Source organism: Thermoactinomyces mirandus, from assembly GCF_013868055.1.
In the GTDB taxonomy this organism is placed as follows: Bacteria; Bacillota; Bacilli; order Thermoactinomycetales; family Thermoactinomycetaceae; genus Thermoactinomyces; species Thermoactinomyces mirandus.
Genome location: NZ_JACEOL010000012.1, coordinates 1 through 15,848, shown reverse-complemented (window position 1 = coordinate 15,848; position 15,848 = coordinate 1). Strand labels below are relative to the sequence as shown.

General features: G+C 42.3%; 18 protein-coding genes and 2 pseudogenes. 7 read left to right on the top strand and 13 right to left on the bottom strand.

What is annotated here, in order from left to right; translation table 11 throughout:
• Positions 1 to 199, top strand: a 199-nt coding sequence (locus H2C83_RS04535; protein ID WP_181738219.1) for an integrase core domain-containing protein, incomplete at its 5' end; no start/stop codon positions are given.
• Positions 200 to 455: 256 nt separating this feature from the next.
• Here H2C83_RS04535 and H2C83_RS18060 read toward each other — a convergent pair.
• The 3 genes from H2C83_RS18060 to H2C83_RS04525 all read right to left on the bottom strand — a co-directional run bounded on the left by H2C83_RS18060 (position 456) and on the right by H2C83_RS04525 (position 2,796).
• Positions 456 to 581: a hypothetical protein gene (locus H2C83_RS18060; RefSeq protein ID WP_281364090.1), complete on the bottom strand. Its 126-nt coding sequence runs from the start codon at positions 579 to 581 to the stop codon at positions 456 to 458.
• Positions 582 to 886: 305 nt separating this feature from the next.
• Complete coding sequence (locus H2C83_RS04530) at positions 887 to 1,975, bottom strand: AI-2E family transporter (protein ID WP_312853845.1); 1,089 nt, start codon at positions 1,973 to 1,975, stop codon at positions 887 to 889.
• Positions 1,972 to 2,796, bottom strand: coding sequence for a YihY/virulence factor BrkB family protein (locus H2C83_RS04525; protein WP_181738216.1), 825 nt, complete (start codon positions 2,794 to 2,796; stop codon positions 1,972 to 1,974). Before H2C83_RS04525 ends, H2C83_RS04530 begins: the two co-directional genes overlap by 4 nt.
• A gap of 343 nt (positions 2,797 to 3,139) precedes the next feature.
• On the opposite strand from H2C83_RS04525, the gene H2C83_RS04520 reads away from it, so the two are divergent.
• From H2C83_RS04520 to H2C83_RS04500, 5 genes are all read left to right on the top strand, one after another.
• Positions 3,140 to 4,471, top strand: a complete 1,332-nt coding sequence (locus H2C83_RS04520; protein ID WP_181738214.1) for a helix-turn-helix domain-containing protein — start codon at positions 3,140 to 3,142, stop codon at positions 4,469 to 4,471.
• A 264-nt stretch (positions 4,472 to 4,735) separates the two neighbouring features.
• The gene (dapD, locus tag H2C83_RS04515; RefSeq protein ID WP_181738212.1) at positions 4,736 to 5,443 is read left to right on the top strand and encodes a 2,3,4,5-tetrahydropyridine-2,6-dicarboxylate N-acetyltransferase; all 708 of its coding nucleotides are present in this window, start codon (positions 4,736 to 4,738) and stop codon (positions 5,441 to 5,443) included.
• A gap of 54 nt (positions 5,444 to 5,497) precedes the next feature.
• Positions 5,498 to 6,715: an aspartate aminotransferase family protein gene (locus H2C83_RS04510; protein WP_181738210.1), complete on the top strand. Its 1,218-nt coding sequence runs from the start codon at positions 5,498 to 5,500 to the stop codon at positions 6,713 to 6,715.
• A gap of 8 nt (positions 6,716 to 6,723) precedes the next feature.
• On the top strand, positions 6,724 to 7,863 hold the full coding sequence (locus H2C83_RS04505) for an N-acetyldiaminopimelate deacetylase (protein WP_312853846.1): 1,140 nt from the start codon (positions 6,724 to 6,726) through the stop codon (positions 7,861 to 7,863).
• 122 nt (positions 7,864 to 7,985) lie between these two features.
• A complete protein-coding gene (locus tag H2C83_RS04500; RefSeq protein WP_181738207.1) occupies positions 7,986 to 8,294 on the top strand; it encodes a magnetosome magnetite crystal formation protein family in 309 nt (102 codons plus the stop codon).
• A gap of 155 nt (positions 8,295 to 8,449) precedes the next feature.
• On the opposite strand, the pseudogene H2C83_RS04495 reads toward H2C83_RS04500, so the two are convergent.
• From H2C83_RS04495 to H2C83_RS04465, 7 genes and pseudogenes are all read right to left on the bottom strand, one after another.
• A pseudogene (locus H2C83_RS04495) lies at positions 8,450 to 9,208 on the bottom strand (YitT family protein).
• Positions 9,209 to 9,330: 122 nt separating this feature from the next.
• A complete protein-coding gene (locus tag H2C83_RS17640; RefSeq protein WP_246333748.1) occupies positions 9,331 to 9,675 on the bottom strand; it encodes a P-II family nitrogen regulator in 345 nt (114 codons plus the stop codon).
• A gap of 14 nt (positions 9,676 to 9,689) precedes the next feature.
• The gene (locus H2C83_RS17635; protein ID WP_246333747.1) at positions 9,690 to 10,025 is read right to left on the bottom strand and encodes a P-II family nitrogen regulator; all 336 of its coding nucleotides are present in this window, start codon (positions 10,023 to 10,025) and stop codon (positions 9,690 to 9,692) included.
• Positions 10,003 to 10,743, bottom strand: a complete 741-nt coding sequence (locus H2C83_RS04480; RefSeq protein WP_181738200.1) for a DUF1538 domain-containing protein — start codon at positions 10,741 to 10,743, stop codon at positions 10,003 to 10,005. The genes H2C83_RS17635 and H2C83_RS04480 overlap by 23 nt, the downstream gene beginning before the upstream one ends.
• Positions 10,740 to 11,528 (bottom strand): DUF1538 domain-containing protein, encoded by a 789-nt coding sequence (locus tag H2C83_RS04475; protein WP_312853844.1) that lies wholly within the window; start codon positions 11,526 to 11,528, stop codon positions 10,740 to 10,742. Before H2C83_RS04475 ends, H2C83_RS04480 begins: the two co-directional genes overlap by 4 nt.
• 7 nt (positions 11,529 to 11,535) lie before the next feature.
• Positions 11,536 to 12,090, bottom strand: coding sequence for a tyrosine-type recombinase/integrase (locus H2C83_RS04470; protein ID WP_181738198.1), 555 nt, complete (start codon positions 12,088 to 12,090; stop codon positions 11,536 to 11,538).
• Positions 12,091 to 12,419: 329 nt separating this feature from the next.
• A complete protein-coding gene (locus H2C83_RS04465) occupies positions 12,420 to 13,283 on the bottom strand; it encodes a dimethylarginine dimethylaminohydrolase family protein (RefSeq protein WP_181738196.1) in 864 nt (287 codons plus the stop codon).
• Between the two features lie 373 nt (positions 13,284 to 13,656).
• On the opposite strand from H2C83_RS04465, the gene H2C83_RS04460 reads away from it, so the two are divergent.
• Entirely contained in the window at positions 13,657 to 14,028 is a 372-nt protein-coding gene (locus H2C83_RS04460) for a YndM family protein (RefSeq protein ID WP_246333746.1), read from the top strand.
• A 165-nt stretch (positions 14,029 to 14,193) separates the two neighbouring features.
• Here H2C83_RS04460 and H2C83_RS04455 read toward each other — a convergent pair whose 3' ends face one another.
• The 3 genes and pseudogenes from H2C83_RS04455 to H2C83_RS17630 form a co-directional block, all read right to left on the bottom strand.
• A complete protein-coding gene (locus H2C83_RS04455) occupies positions 14,194 to 14,679 on the bottom strand; it encodes a DUF6895 family protein (protein WP_376766332.1) in 486 nt (161 codons plus the stop codon).
• 196 nt (positions 14,680 to 14,875) lie between these two features.
• Complete coding sequence (locus tag H2C83_RS04450; protein WP_181738193.1) at positions 14,876 to 15,064, bottom strand: hypothetical protein; 189 nt, start codon at positions 15,062 to 15,064, stop codon at positions 14,876 to 14,878.
• A gap of 367 nt (positions 15,065 to 15,431) precedes the next feature.
• Positions 15,432 to 15,848: pseudogene (locus tag H2C83_RS17630) on the bottom strand (transposase); the annotation flags it as partial.

Here is a 15,848-nt window from a genome sequence, read left to right as displayed (position 1 = left end):
CGCAGATGCTTATATTGAGCTTTGGTTTCGCACCCTGAAAGAAGAAACTGTTTGGCTCCAGGAATATTCTTCCTTCTTGGAAGCTAAAAACGACATTGATCAATATATAAAATTCTACAATGATGAGAGGCCACATTCTGCTTTGGGATATTTATCCCCTAAAGAGTTTCGTCAATCTATAACTTCAAATGTTGCTTAAATGTCTGGACAAACGGGGTTCATTAAGGGATTTTATCAGATACTACCCACCTGACCAGTTTGAAAATTATATTAAAAACACTGGATTTGGAATAAGAAAATCACCTATGGACAACAAATACCCCGAACTGTCATTTTATATATTTTTGGCTACTAAATCAGCGTAACTTGATAAAAAGTGATAATGAATAGAAACCGCTAAAAAGCAATGCCCTTCAGGATTATGATTGAAGGGCATTATTATTTCGCGATTCCAATTAAATATCAATATCCAATTCTGCCTGTTCATCATCCAAGGTCAGCTCAAATTCCTTGCTTCCATACTCCGCTTCAAAATCCTTGGGTTCAATTTTCAACTCAAACGGGTCCCAGTTTTCTTTCATTTCCAACCCTCCCTTTGATCCATGTTTATATCTTCATGATATTTTCTTGAAAAAAACAATGGAGCTGAACAAGCTTGGGAGATTAGATGGTATTTGGTAATAATTTATATTTTCTATAACATTTTAATTATTCCTTTTATATCTTCATTTTTATTTACGAATTTGTTTTATAAAATAAATTTTCTAATCAGATGCTTGCCGGCAAGGCAAAAGAGGCTGTTTTCAAAACATCTTTTTGCCTTCCGCTTACAAGGAAAACAGCCGGAGATGTTCAAAACCGTATTTTTATCCCGGCCATGCTTTTGTCACAAGTGTGCATCCAGTTTTTCCTGGCGCCGCAACATAAACAGTCGGTAAAGGTGGCTAATCACCACTTTGGCGACAGCGTAAGTCGGAACGGCCAGCAACAGTCCGAGGAATCCGGCCATGCTTCCGGCCACCAGTAATAGTACAATGATTGTTAACGGGTGAATGTTCAGATTCTTCCCCATCACAAGGGGAGAAACAAGGTTCCCTTCAAGTTGCTGCGCAATAACGGCTACGATCAACACTTTTACTACCATCATCGGGGAGTCAATCAAAGCGACAACAACTGCCGGCACGGTTCCAATCAGCGGTCCGATAAAAGGGATCACGTTGGTAAACATGGTAATCAGGGCCAAAATCAATGAATATTCGATCCCGATAATCAGATACCCTATGTAAACCAGAGTTCCCACAAAGACACTTACCAGAATCTGTCCCTTGATGTACGAGCTTAAAGCCGAATCCATATCCGACAGGATTCTGTATCCCTGGTCACGCTCTTTTTCCGGCAGCCATTGCAGGACAAAATGCGGGAATCGTTCCCCTTCTTTCAACATGTAATACAGAATAAAGGGAACTGTCACAAACACCAGGACAATATTGGTAATCACCTGAAAAAAGCCGGCAATATTGGCACCAATCGCTTTATAGCTTGTTTTTAAATACTCGGTGACACTCGTCGTGATTTTCTTCCAGTCAAGATTGTCGCTGACCCAGGGGTGATGGCTTAACCGGATTAACTCTTCTTTGGCCGAATCAATAATCATCGGAAGGTTTTTTACCAATTGATCCAACTGCTTTTGCAAAAGTGGGCCAACCAAAAAGCCAAGCAAAACAAAAAGTCCGATAAACATGAGATAAATAAACAGGATGGATAACGGACGGGGAATCTTTCTGGTCTCCAGCCAGTCTACCACCGGCCGAAACAAATAAAACAGGATTCCTGCCACCAGAAAAGGCGTAAACAAGGTTTGTACCAGCACTACAAGCGGTTTGAAAATAAACTGTACCTGGTGAGCCAGCAGGACAATCAACAATACGACAATCATTGCATATCCCAAGCGAAACGCCTTTGAATTTGGCATCATTTTTTCTCTCCCTGCATCATCTTTATTTGACTCAGTGTGGCATTGATCATGCCGCCCAATATTAATATCAGTGCTGTCAGGTAAAACCAGCCTACCAATACAATCAAACCTCCCAAATTTCCGTAAATATGCGAGTAATTGTTGAGAGATACATAGTAGGCAAACCCCAGCGAACTGAGCTGCCAGCCGACTGTGGCAAAAAGTGCCCCCGGCAACGCTTCTTTAAAGCGTATTTTAATGTTTGGTGCAAATTTGTAAACACTCAAAAACACCATAAACAGAACAAAGCTGCTGATCAGCCACCTGAGCCAGATCCAGACTTCATAGAAAAAGTGGATCATGCCCAGCAGACTGAAGACAAATCCCCCGATCACCCTCCCGAAAACAGGCAGCATCAATGATACCACTACTGCGAACAACAGGCCAAACATCAACAATACACCCAGGATCCACTGCATGATGAACGATTTGTCCTGCTCAACCTGATACGCATTGTTCAAAATGCGAATAACCGACTGAAAGGCAATGGAGGCCAGGTACAAGGTAATCAACAGGCTGATCGAAAAGATTCCGTCCTGTTGCTTACCCAATACAATCGACAAATTATATTCCACAAGAGCATAGGTGTTTGCCGGAGCATAGGGTTCAATCAGACGAAGGATATTTTCACCGGAAATCGGAAGATACCCCAGCAGTGTAACGGCCAACAATAAAAACGGAAAGATGGACATCAAAAAGTAGTAGGCAAGTTGTGCCGACAAATCATAAAGTCTCTCCTCGAGTATACGACGCTTTAACTCTTTGATAAACGTAAGAAACACATACTCCCCCTCCAATGTATATCATGTATAAGTCTGTGAGTCCCTTTTTGGTTGTTAGCAGAATCTAATTATAATATTTTTTGACTAGATAAAATAACTTTTATTTTATAAAAAATTTTGTTGTTACTGTATGACGGTTTATTTTTATATTTTCAGGGCCTGTCCTGAAACGGTACTTTTCATCTCTTTACTTTTATTTCCGTTTCCTGCCGTTTTCATAGCGGCAAATACAAATTCCCATCCGATAATCACTTTATATTTAAGAAAATTAAAAAACACTCATTCCAAATTTTTTTAAAAAGGTGTAATATAATAATAATTATAGTTTAGTGAGGTGATCGGATTGAAACAACTTGCTTTGCATGAAATTGGTGAAGTTATTCGGAAAGTCAGAAAAGACCGTGGTTTAAGATTGGAAGACCTGGCCGACGAAAATATTTCGCCGGCAACGGTCAGTAACATTGAGCGGGGAGTCGCCCATGTCAGTCCGGAAAAAATTTCATATTTACTGGAAAAACTGAATCTTCCCATGAGTAAACTGCCTGAAATGCTCATAAAAGAGCAGGAAGAAATAAAAAAAGTAAAATTTGAACTGCTCTCCGTCGCCACCTTACGGAGAATCGGGTTAATCGACGAAGCCTTGGAGAAACTGGAAGCCCTCAATCTGGATGACAATCATCCGTATATCGCCCATGTTTACTATTACAAAGGCGAATGCTACATGAGTAAATATAAATGGAAACAGGCGGAGCGAGCACTCTACAATGCTCTTCGAATCTCCCAGCAAAACCCGTACAAGGAAAGCAACATGGAAGCAGCAAGCTATCTTTTGCTCGGTCTGATCCGTTACAAACAGAACAATATTGAACAAGCCCTTGAACTCACATCCACCGGGATCGAAGTATTTAATGACAAAGGCGATAATCAACATATCAGATGCCTGCTTTACCGTAACAAAGGCGTTTACCTGCAACGCATGGGGCGCATCACGGAAGGCATGCGTCTCATTCAGGATGTCTGGGAGATGATCCCGGGAATAGATGACATTAACACCTTGCTCGGATTTTACTGGTTACGTGCTGAATTTTCGCGCCAATCGGGCTTGTTGGACGAAGCAATTGAATATGCTACAGAAGGGATTGAAATCTCCCGCCTTAACAAACAGTATGACAGCATGTGTGATTTATGGACCGTGCTTGGAAGCGTCTATACCACCAAAAAAGATTGGGAAATGGCAGAAACCTCATTTAAAATGGCCTTGAAACTTGAAGGAAAATTTCCTCCCGATCAGCGCTTGACTACTGTATATACACGTCTTGGCATTCTTTACATCAAACAGGGCCGGAACAATGAGGCCAAAGAAGCCCTGAAGACCGCAATCAACTTTGCAGAAAGGTTTAATGATGCTCCGCGTTTAAGCACCAGCCTGATTATTCTGGGCGATTTGTACCATATGTGCAATCAGATTGAGGAAGCTGTTTCATCTTATCAAAAAGCACTTGAAATATCGCAAAAACATAAGTATCAGGACAAAGAATTCAAAATCTGGTTCAGTTTGGCTCGTTGTTATGATGGGCGCGACGAAGAGGGATTTCAGAATTGCATGCGTAGTATGTATAATGTAAAAAAAGAATTTAATAGATGGGAGGTAGAAGACTATGAGAATAATATTTAAAGTCATACTTTTAGGTAGTATTATTGCTCTTTTCGGAATTGTCGGTTTCGCAAATCCTGAACCCATCGACATCGCCCAAAGCGAGCCAGGCGGACTATAAATTTTATTTCGATCCTCTTTTTGAGGATCTTTTTTATGGAAAAACAATCCGGAGTATGATCTTTCTTAAGATTATCTCTGAATTATGGTATACTTTGTTCATGAATTAACTGACACATCGCTGAATAAATACAGTCAATCCTCCCATGAAGAAAGGGTGAAAACATGAAAGAGATGGATGCCTATCAGATCATTGAATTTATTCAAAAAAGCAAAAAAAAGACACCTGTCAAAGTACATATAAAAGGAAATCTGGATGAAATTGATTTTGGGGATGCCCACACCTTTATCACCGGACGTGTTGGTGTTATCTTTGGTGATTGGAACCAGTTAAAACCGATTCTTGATGCCAACAGGGAAAAAATAGACGATTTTGTTGTTGAAAACGACCGGCGGAACTCGGCAATCCCGCTTTTGGACATGAAGGCAATCCCTGCCCGGATCGAACCTGGTGCCTTGATTCGGGACAATGTACAAATCGGGAAAAACGCCGTCATTATGATGGGGGCTGTGATCAACATCGGGGCGGTCATCGGCGAGGGCACAATGATTGATATGAATGTTGTCGTCGGAGGCCGCGGAACGATCGGCAAAAATTGCCATATTGGTGCCGGAACGGTAATTGCCGGAGTTATTGAACCGCCATCGGCAACGCCGGTAATCATTGAAGATGACGTTGTAACCGGGGCAAACACGGTAATCCTTGAAGGTGTACGAATCGGCAAAGGCGCGGTTGTTGCAGCCGGGGCTGTGGTTACCAAAGATGTTCCTCCATACAGTGTGGTAGCTGGCACACCGGCCCGTGTGATTAAAACAATCGATGACAAAACCCGTTCCAAAACGGAAGTCATTCAGGCATTGCGTGAGCTTTAATTTCATCTCGGACCCCTGCAGGGGTCTCATTTTATATATTTAGGAGGATCGCTTATGTCAGACTGGCAACATCTGGACAAAACTTATATTCTTCCAACTTTCGGGCGAATGCCGATTGCCATTGCCAAAGCGGAAAAAAACGTTCTGATTGATACAAAAGGGAATCGTTACCTTGATTTATTCACCGGACTGGCAGTAAACATTTTGGGACATTCCTATCCCCGTCTGATGAAAGCATTGGCTGAACAGGGAAAACAGTTCCTGCATATCTCCAACATCTTCCTGAATACACCGGCGATCCGTTTGGCCGAACGCCTGGTAAAACACTCCCTTAAAACCGGCAAGGTGTATTTTGGAAACTCCGGTGCGGAAGCAACGGAAGCGGCCATCAAACTTATTCATAAATGGTCTGTAAAACATGCTCCGCAGAAAAAGGGAATCATTGTACTTAAAAACAGTTTTCATGGACGCACTTTGGGAGCGCTAAAACTGACGCGGCAACCAGGCATTTATCAGGATTTTCCGCAAATCGACCTTCCCGTTTTTGAAATAGAGGTGAATCAAACTACCCAACTGGAGCAGGTTTGTGAACAGTTCCGACCGGCCGCCGTCCTCGTGGAACCTATACTGGGTTCTGGAGGCATTGTGCTCCTGACAAAAGAATTTCTGGAGACGATCCAGCAATTGTGCCAAAAACATCAAATGCTCTTTTGCGTCGATGAAATCCAGGCTGGCATGGGACGTACGGGCACACTGTTTGCTTATCAGGCATTTTCTCTAAAGCCGGATCTCATCCTGTTTGGCAAGGGAGTAGGCGGAGGTTTGCCGCTGGGCGGAGTGATTGCCGGAGAAAAATTACTTGATGCATTCCAGCCTGGAGATCATGGCACCACTTTTGCCCCTTCACCGCTGAGCGCTGCACTTGGCAACGCTGTGCTTGACGCGTTATTTGAAGATGGAATGCTGGAAAAGGGAAAACAGACAGCCGATTATTTATGGTCCCGCCTGAACGATTTGCAAACGGAATTCCCCACCATCATTCAAAGCATCAACGGACGGGGCATGATGATTGGCATAAGAACCTGTTTCACAAAAGAGGAAATCAAGGCATTGCAGACAGAACTGATGAATGATGGAATTCTGATTAATATTACCGCGCAAACAGTAATCCGGTTGCTTCCGCCTCTTACACTGACGGATGAGGAAATTGAGTTCTTTATCACGACACTGCAAAGACGGCTGCAACAACGACTGGACAAAAAGGAGGTTTAGGTTTGGACATTGAACAGGCTTCCCCGTTTATTCAATTGCGGCGCCAGCTCCATCAAATTCCGGAGCCTGGCTTTAACGAACACAAAACACAACAATTAATCCTGGAATACCTTGACACCCTCCCAAAAGACCGGCTGTACATCCGTACTTGGAAAACGGGCGTTCTGGCAAAAATCCCGGGAAACCGCCCGCAAAAATGCATCGGCTACCGGGCAGATATGGATGGGCTCCCGATCAGGGAACAAACCTCCTGCCCGTTTCCATCAATCCATGACGGATACATGCATGCTTGCGGACATGATATGCATATGGCCATTGCCCTGGGAATCCTGACCCACTTTGTCCATCACAGGATTGATGACGATTTGGTGTTTATCTTCCAACCGGCTGAAGAAGGGCCCGGAGGAGCCCTTCCCATGCTCAGGAGCAATGCTTTAAGGGAATGGAAACCCGATGTCATCTTTGCGCTCCACGTTGCACCGGAATATCCTGTAGGCACGATTGCAATCCGGCCCGGTTTGCTTTTTGCCAATACCTCGGAACTTTTCATCGATCTGTACGGAACAGGCGGCCATGCAGCCCGCCCGCATCTGGCCAACGATATGGTAATCGCCTGCACCCAACTGGTGCAGCAGCTTCAAACCATTGTTTCACGAAATATTGATCCATTGGATGCTACCATACTCACCATCGGAAAAATGGAAGCTGGCACCAAGCAAAATATCATCGCCGATCACGCCCGAATTGAAGGAACCATCCGTACCACTTCAAAAAAATCGATGGAACTTATCCAAACAAGGATTGAATCACTGCTAAAAGGGATTGAAGCCGGTTTTAACTGCAAAACAGCCATTGACTGGGGATGCAGTTATTGCCAGGTTTACAATGATGCCAAATGGACAAAGTCTTTCACAGATTTCATTACACATCAAACTCCTTATCAGTTGATTGAATGCCGTGAATCAATGGCTGGAGAAGATTTTGGCTATTTTCTGAATGAAATCCCGGGTTTCATGTTTTGGCTCGGTGTTGATACACCCTATGGATTGCATCATCCGCAACTCGATCCCAGTGAGGAAGCCATTCCGGTAGCCATCTCTTCCATGGCCAAATATATCGCACAAATGGGGACCCGTAAAAAATCATAAACTTTCCCTTCTCCTCCACAAAATGGAGGAGATTTTTTGGTACAAAATAAAAAAAGAGGTTTGATTGAGCATTAAAAGGGTAGTTATATAATAAAACAATGTTATGTTATGGAGGGTTCCTCTTGAACTACAAGGCGATTAAAATTCTTGTTCATGCAAGCACCTGGTTTGCACCGGTTCTGGTTCCGCTGCTTGTATATTTCATCATCTCAGAAAGGGATATCAAGCGACTGTCATTACAAGCCCTGATATTTCATGCTGTCTTCTGGCTGCTGATTGGCATTTCAACAATCTTCTCCTTTATCTTGATCGGTTTACCTTTCCTGGTTGTCTTCTCAATCATGACTATCTATTATCCGCTCAAAGGAATTATTTATGCACTGAAAGATAAATATTATGAATATCCTGTCGCGAAATGGTTTGTCCATTAAATTTATCAGTTAAAAAGGAAAGCCCCTTTTCTGCCAGAGAAAAGGGGCTTTCTCTGATTTCGTTATTTTTTATACAACTTATTTATTGCTTTCTTTTATAAGCAGAGGGTCAATTGGAGCAAAAGATAAAGAAGCAGACGGGTCAATTTCACTAATTAATGTTTGGACGGCTTTCCTTTTCCTCCTTGGAATAATGATAAATATCTCATGATCAGGGATATTTGCTGACATATAGATAAACTTTTTTTAAACGTTCTTTTGAGAACGTATTTCATCCATCCCGAATATTCTGTTTCAATCCAGACTGCACTTTTCATGCAAAACTGATTCATCACATATTCACTCGTTTTCAAAGAGACAAGATAGCCAAAGATTGAATACACAGCTTGCTTCCAACCAAAAATGAGCCCGGCCAAAGCCAAAATCAGGAGATTAATCACCATAACATTTTGGCCGGCAGTAACCGGAACCTGTTTTTTGATCAGAAAAGTTGCCTGGCGAACTCCATCCGTAAACCCGCTATAGCGGAAAATAATCCCCACACCGATTCCCAACAAGAGACTGCCCCAGAATGCTGCAAGGATGGGAGATTCGACCACAGATGGGAAAGAATGGAATCATATAATGAATATTGTTAACAGAATTAAACTGAATGTTGCCAAAAACGCCCTGATGCGATTTACAATCCTGATATGGCGAAGAAGAAACAGGAAATTCAGAAAAAACAGGAAAATCCCCATTTCCATCTCGGTCACATGAGATAATATGCCGGATATCCCAATGATTCCGCCAGTCATGATCTGAATTGGCATCAGGAACATTTCCACCCCGAAAGCAGTAAGAAATACACCAATCACAACAAGAAAAACACGTATACCTGTTGCAAATTTTTTCTTTTTCTGACTGGACTTCATCTGGCTTTTGAAACGCTTACACGGGATGATTTTACTTATTTTACACTCTCCATACACGCGTTGCCGGACTGTTTGTTCCAACTTCCGGACTGAATATGAAATTTCTAATTATCCTGGTCGTTTTATTCATCTGTTATCAGGTCAGGAATATGATTTATCCCGACTGTACGTTCCACCTCCAGTACAAAGGCAATTCCTTTTCCAGGTTTATCCAGCTGCACGCTTTTTGTAATTGATTCCAGTACCTGCTCTGTTTTTTTGCGATCAATCAGGGTCAGGACGATTTCTTTTTCCGGCTCAATGACAATGTTGAACAGTTTAGCTTTTTCACGAATACCAGTCCCTCGACCAAAGAGGATCGTACCGCCCTCGGCACCCGCTTTTTTGGATGCTTCAACCACCTCTTCGGAAAAACCTTTATTGACAATGGTAACAATTAAATCATAATCAATCTTTTGCTTTGCCATGTGACTGCCTCCTTTCAGGAATAGGAATGAAGCAAATGATAAACCCCGGCAACTTTTTTGCTATCCAGTACAAAACCGATGCCTTTTCCCGGGCGGTCCAGTTCACCGGCTTTTTTTACAGCAGTTAATACAGATTCCAGTTTCTCATCGGGTACCAATGTCAGAATCAATTCTCTTTCCGGTTCGATATGAATGCCCAGAAAAAATACCTGTTCATGGATTCCGCTTCCCTTGCCAAACAGCACCGTGCCGCCTTCAGCCCCGGCCTGCTTCGATGCCCTGACTACCTTTCTGGCCATTCCTTTATTGACAATCGTTACAATCAATTTATGATTCGATGCTTTGTTCATTTTCTTTCTCCTTTCTGCCATACATTATCCCCAAAATCAATACAGAAAGGATCGGAGCCAGCGCGACGAGCGAAATCATTCCAAAACCTTCGAGCAGTGGATTGCGATCATCCATCACTGTGGCAACTCCAACCACCATGGACAGGATAAAGGTAACCGTCATTGGCCCTGTCGCAACCCCACCCGAATCAAAGGCTATAGCCGTAAAACTTTTCTTGGTGTACCTCGTTAAAATAAATGCCAGCAAATACCCTGGAATGACAAAATACCACAGTGGGATTCCGGCAACCACTCTCAGCATGGAAAGGGCAACCGATACGGCCACACCGATCGAGACTGTGTACAGCATCACTTTTTCCGGAATCGAGCCCGTCGATACTTTATCAACCTGCTGGTTCAGGATTCGTACCGCCGGCTCGGCAAAAGTAGCCACAAATCCGAAAATGAGGCCGATAGGGATGAGAATCCAGCTATAGGAAAGATCTCCCAGAATCATTCCCATCTTTTCACCTGTAGGCAAAAAACCGATATGCACACCTTGTAAAAAGAGTACCAGCCCCAAAAAAGCAAGAATGAAACCCTTTATAATATTGATGACTTTTCTCCTGGGCAGCTTCAATTGAAAAATCTGAAACAGCAGAAAGGTTACAAACAACGGAGTCAAAGCAATTGCAACTTCCATGAATGTATTTCCAAAGCCATGAAACGGGTTTGTCATGAATACATCACCCCCAACAGCAATACTGCAATAACCGGACCGACCGAAGCCAGCGCAACCAGCCCAAAACCGTCAGAAGAAGCACTTTTTCCACTCAGAACAGATGCAACTCCCAAGCCCAGGGCCATGATAAATGGCACTGTCATCGGGCCGGTGGTAACCCCTCCGGAATCAAGAGCTACTGGTACAAATTCAGTCGGAGTGAAAAAAGAAAGAATAAGGATTAAACTGTAACCCCCGATCAACAGATAGGTAATAGGAATATTAAGCAAAATCCGCAGAATCGCCAATCCGACAAAAATCCCGACACCCAGGGCAACGGTAAAAATAAGAACGCTTTTGGGGATTGCTCCGCCTGTCACCATATCCACCTGCGAAGCAAGTACAATCACATCCGGTTCGGCAACGGTAGAAGCAATTCCCAGAATGACACTGAATAAAATGACAAGTCCGGCTTTCCCCAGCCTGGACAAAGCTGAACCAATCATTTCCCCAACCGGAATCATTCCTATATCGACACCGATCAAAAATAAAAACAGTCCTAATCCAACCATTACAACACCAATCAAAAACTGCAGGAACATTTCGGCAGGAAGCCAAATCACGGTAAACTGCAATACAAAAATGACAGCAGTCATTGGAAGAATAGCTATGATCACTTCGCGGCCGGTGTTTTTCAGATGATCCAATTGGATTCTCCTCTCTATCAATTTTTCTGCCAGTGCAGTCTGGAAAATCTCATGCAGTCCTTTCATCCAAATTGCACTGATAATCCATTCCTCCAATCTGTGTTCAAAGATCTACATCGATTTCAGTCCTGATTTTCTCATCTTTGGAAATGCCCAGAAATCTGAGGGTTTCCGAGGGAGTGGAGTGATTGAAATGTTTCTGGAGCAAAGAGATGGCTACCCCTCTTTTATAGGCATGAAACCCGAAAGTTTTTCGCAATGAGTTGGTACCAATCTTTCCTTCAACCCCTACCGCCCTGGCGCATTGTTGTATGATTCGATAAGCTTGCTGACGTGTAATGGGCTTTTTGCTTTTAGAGGATTGAAACAGATAATCTTCGCGGCATAATTGATGCAGTTGGACATAGTGGAGAATCGCCTTTTTTACTTTGGCGTTAAGGTAAACTTCCCTGCCGGTACTGGCGATCCGGCAAAAATCCTTGACAGCCCCGTCTTTTTCGATCACGTCACCCACCCTGACGTTTAATATGTCGCTGATCTTTTGGCCAGTATTGATTCCAAAGACAAAGAGCAAAAAATCCCGTTCCGAATGCTGTTTTAAGTATTTTTTAATGGCATTGATCTGTTTTCTGTCTTTAAAGGCTTCTACAGTCTCCACACGGCAACCACCTCGGCTTTAATGTTACTCAATTATATTCTAATATATGATTTTGTTATATTCAACCATGAAGTTTTTGTTTCTAATCACAATAATAATAAAAAACAGCATTAAATTATTTACGATACAACTACAACATAATTGAAAAAGCAGGATAAAACTTGTAAATATTTAAATCTTCCTTCCTATATTTTCTTAAATTGATAAACAATTTTACATTAACAGTTTTTAATTAAATTTGTTTTCCCCCAAAGCAGGTTTTGAATCGCTTTTTCAAGCCAAAAATTGAGGCCCCTTTTTCTGGAAAAGGGGCCTCGTCACCGTTTTGCCTATTTCTTTCTTAAGAGCGGCAAGGTGATGCAGCGAAACGCCCCGCCGCTTTTAACAATCTCGGAAATATCAATTTTTTCTACAACGTATCCGCGTCTGCGCAACTCGTCATTGAGGCGCGGAAACCGCGGCTGACTGAAAACAGTTTTGTTCCCGATGGAAAGAATATTTACAGCCAGTCCAAATTGTTCTTCTTCCGTGACAGTAATTAAATCAGGCCAGTTCTGCTTGATCTGTTCATAGCTTTGCGATGAAAAGGCAGGGGGATAAACTATGGCCTCTGTTTCTGATAAAATGCTCAAGATACAATCCAGATGCAAATATTTAGCAGGATAGGAGATGGAATGTATTTCAAATGAGGGAAACCGGTTTTGCAGAGAACTGACGGCCTCAGAGGTGGTACGGTCCCCTTCACCGATCCACAGTTGATGGCCATGAATCAGCACATCCCCTCCCTCAATCGGAGAATCAAGCCGCTTCAAATAAGGAATTTTCTTTTCGTCAAGCCATTTTTCCAGCCATTTCTCTTCTCCCTGGCGAATCGGTTCTTTCATATGGGCAATCTGAAGAGAGTTTCCCAAAACGAAGCCAATGTCCCGGGTGAAAATTTGGTCGGTAAACTGCCGATTCGGAGTCAACAGCATCACTTGCACTTCATATTCTTTCAATTTGTCAACGACATGATAAAACTGGGACTTTGCCTTGTCCCTGTCGATCGGTTCATCCAGATGGGCCAACTGCACCCGGTTGATTACTTCCTTAATGTCGAAAAAAGCGGGCGGACACATAATCACTTCTTTTAAAGGGGTGTATTCATGATCACAGGCAGGTCTTTCCTGTATTTTTACGGGTTGTGAACACATGTTTTTTAAAAGACCTCCTCTCTGTCTTCCAAAAACCGATCCTCAAACACTCCGAATTTTTTCACCTTGTTTTCCCTGATCCTGCAAATTTAACCTGAACCATCATACAGATTTTCTCATTCTTTTTTAATATACCCCAAATAATAAAAATTGTAATATTAACGCTTGTCTCCCGTCTGCTGTCTGTCAATACAGTTCCGCAAAAGCATTGCAGATTCATTATAATCAGACTTCAATCTTTGGTCTGTATTGGAACAATGATCAATACCTGCAGGACTGTCAAACCCTGAAAAACAAATTCTAACAAAATCATCAAACGAGAGAATAATTTGTGTTAAAAAATAAACCATTATAACAAAAAGGAGGAAATCTAATGAAACATGTTAGAGTTTTAATAATAAAGTTTGTTGCTTCTCTAGCTTTTCTATATATTATCCTTGGTTTAATATATGGAATGACTTTTGGTGAGGTTTTATTTTTATCGGCAGTCCTGGGAGTGGCAGCCTATTTGATCGGCGACATGTTAATATTGCCAAGAACCAATAATGTTGTAGCGACAATAGCAGACTTTTTATTGGCATGGCTGATTATTTATTGGTTTGCTGATGGTATGACTGTGGATGGCAACGTCTATAGAGCTTCTTTGATTGCTGCAACCGGTGTAGGTTTGTTTGAAATATTTTTTCACCGTTATCTGGCAAACAATATTCAGCACAGGGACCAGGAATCCTCAATATCAGACTGAGCTATCCGATGAATTAGGAGAACGTTCTGATGATAAAAGTAAAAATTAAATTTTACTGATCCTGATAAGCCGTTTTAAATACAGCAAATATAAACGCTTGGGGAACGTCCAAGCGTTTTTCTTTTACAGGACTTGCATGTTTTTCAGATTCATCAGCAAACCCGGTCATGAACTTTTTCTGACATCAAATACATTAACGTATGGGTAAATTTGGTTAAATAAACCGGATTGGGGATCATCCGAGCGTGGTGGCACGGTATATGCCCATACCGGAGGTTCCTTCTTTAAGCCGGCGATCCATTGCAAATATTGCAATTCGAGAACCCGAAAGGGGATTTTCTCGGAACGGTCAGGGTAATTGCTTTGATGTACACGAACCAGAGCTTCTTCATATGCTCTTAGCCGGTGACCAGCCATTCGTAATGTCAGATAAGCGATAAAATAATGATCATCCTGGTTCGGCCTTTTGCGGGCATATTGTACAATGATCGGGTCGTTGAAGAACTCCAGCAGAAATTTGCCGACCGGAGCCAGCTGGGACTTCAGTTCTGGATCATCCCATTTATGTATAAAGCTGTACATTATGACCAACTCCGTAATTTCTTTCATATTTTTCGGATTTGTCGTATCCTTCGGTACAAAGTATGGCAAATTCCCTTAAATCCAGCGCAAGCCTCGTCTTGCACAATCCCGCAATTGTTTCTCGAAATCACATGAAAGCGAATTTTGCTGCGTGGATGCTTTCACTTTTGTACCTCCTGTTCAAGAAATGTCAGGATTAAAGACTGCTGTCTTACAACCGTCCCATTCCTGACATATAACGAACCAACTTCCCTTTTCAAGAAATCTATTCTATAACTGGGTCTCTTGCAACGATACAGTAATTATGGTTACATATGACCATTCCGCCTTCTGCATCACAACCCGTTGCGGATAATTCCCTTGAAAAGGCTGCTACTTTATCAAGATCAAAACTTAGCATATTTGCTTTGATAAGCGCGTCAATAACAGCTTTGTCACATTGTTTGCCACTCATCACAATTCCTCCCTCAATAAATTAAGTTTTTCTCACTCAATCTCTCGTTTTCTCCAATTTTGAAAAATAAATCAAGCATTTAGAACGGATACATTTTGAATAGATATATAGAAAAGGAATTAAGGGCTTCACTTAAATAGAGGCAAGCCTCTATTTGTAAAAATATGTGAGCGCTAGTGGATCTCCACAATGACCCAAGGGGTTTACCCTCCCATGTCTCACAGGATCCAAGTCCCTAAATTCCTTCGTTCTACCTGCCTTGGGGTGGAGGCTGAAAAAGCTCCTTTGCAGGGTCTATGCCCAAATGGAATCAATTAGCTCAGCTTCTCCGCGCTTCATCCTTTTGAAGAAAACAAGAAAAGTGAAGTTAAGCTACTTTCTGTAATTGAGCCTGTTGCAAAGCTTCTTGTAGCTTTGCAGGATCATAGGGGATTTGTTTCGTCCGAGTACGAACAAAATACGAATGAGCTTACAACATAAAGCAATTAATGACTGCTTTCTATGCAATGGGTTGTTTGCACGCTTTGTAAAATAAGCATGAAGAGCTTTAAACTCTGGATTTTTAGCTACAAGTGGCAAAGCGCATCGAAACAGTAATGCTCGTAAGCGTGGGCGACCTCTTTTCGTGATTTTCTTTCAGACTCAACCCTGCTAACTTTTGGATTTGGCGGGAATGTTCATAACGTTGGAGGTCTCCGACCTCCGACAGAAAACCTGCAACAGTGATAAATCCTACACCAGGAATCGTTAGCATTTGTGCTGATCCCGGGATTTGAAGAACGAG

Bases quoted from the DNA above. Each gene is read 5' to 3' on its own strand.
- H2C83_RS18060 (WP_281364090.1), bottom strand. From the start codon at position 581: ATGAAAGAAAACTGGGACCCGTTTGAGTTGAAAATTGAACCCAAGGAT.
- H2C83_RS04530 (WP_312853845.1), bottom strand. From the start codon at position 1,975: ATGATGCCAAATTCAAAGGCGTTTCGCTTGGGATATGCAATGATTGTC.
- dapD (WP_181738212.1), top strand. From the start codon at position 4,736: ATGAAAGAGATGGATGCCTATCAGATCATTGAATTTATTCAAAAAAGC.
- H2C83_RS04510 (WP_181738210.1), top strand. From the start codon at position 5,498: ATGTCAGACTGGCAACATCTGGACAAAACTTATATTCTTCCAACTTTC.
- H2C83_RS17640 (WP_246333748.1), bottom strand. From the start codon at position 9,675: ATGGCAAAGCAAAAGATTGATTATGATTTAATTGTTACCATTGTCAAT.
- H2C83_RS17635 (WP_246333747.1), bottom strand. From the start codon at position 10,025: ATGAACAAAGCATCGAATCATAAATTGATTGTAACGATTGTCAATAAA.
- H2C83_RS04480 (WP_181738200.1), bottom strand. From the start codon at position 10,743: ATGACAAACCCGTTTCATGGCTTTGGAAATACATTCATGGAAGTTGCA.
- H2C83_RS04465 (WP_181738196.1), bottom strand. From the start codon at position 13,283: ATGTGTTCACAACCCGTAAAAATACAGGAAAGACCTGCCTGTGATCAT.
- H2C83_RS04460 (WP_246333746.1), top strand. From the start codon at position 13,657: ATGAAACATGTTAGAGTTTTAATAATAAAGTTTGTTGCTTCTCTAGCT.
- H2C83_RS04450 (WP_181738193.1), bottom strand. From the start codon at position 15,064: ATGAGTGGCAAACAATGTGACAAAGCTGTTATTGACGCGCTTATCAAA.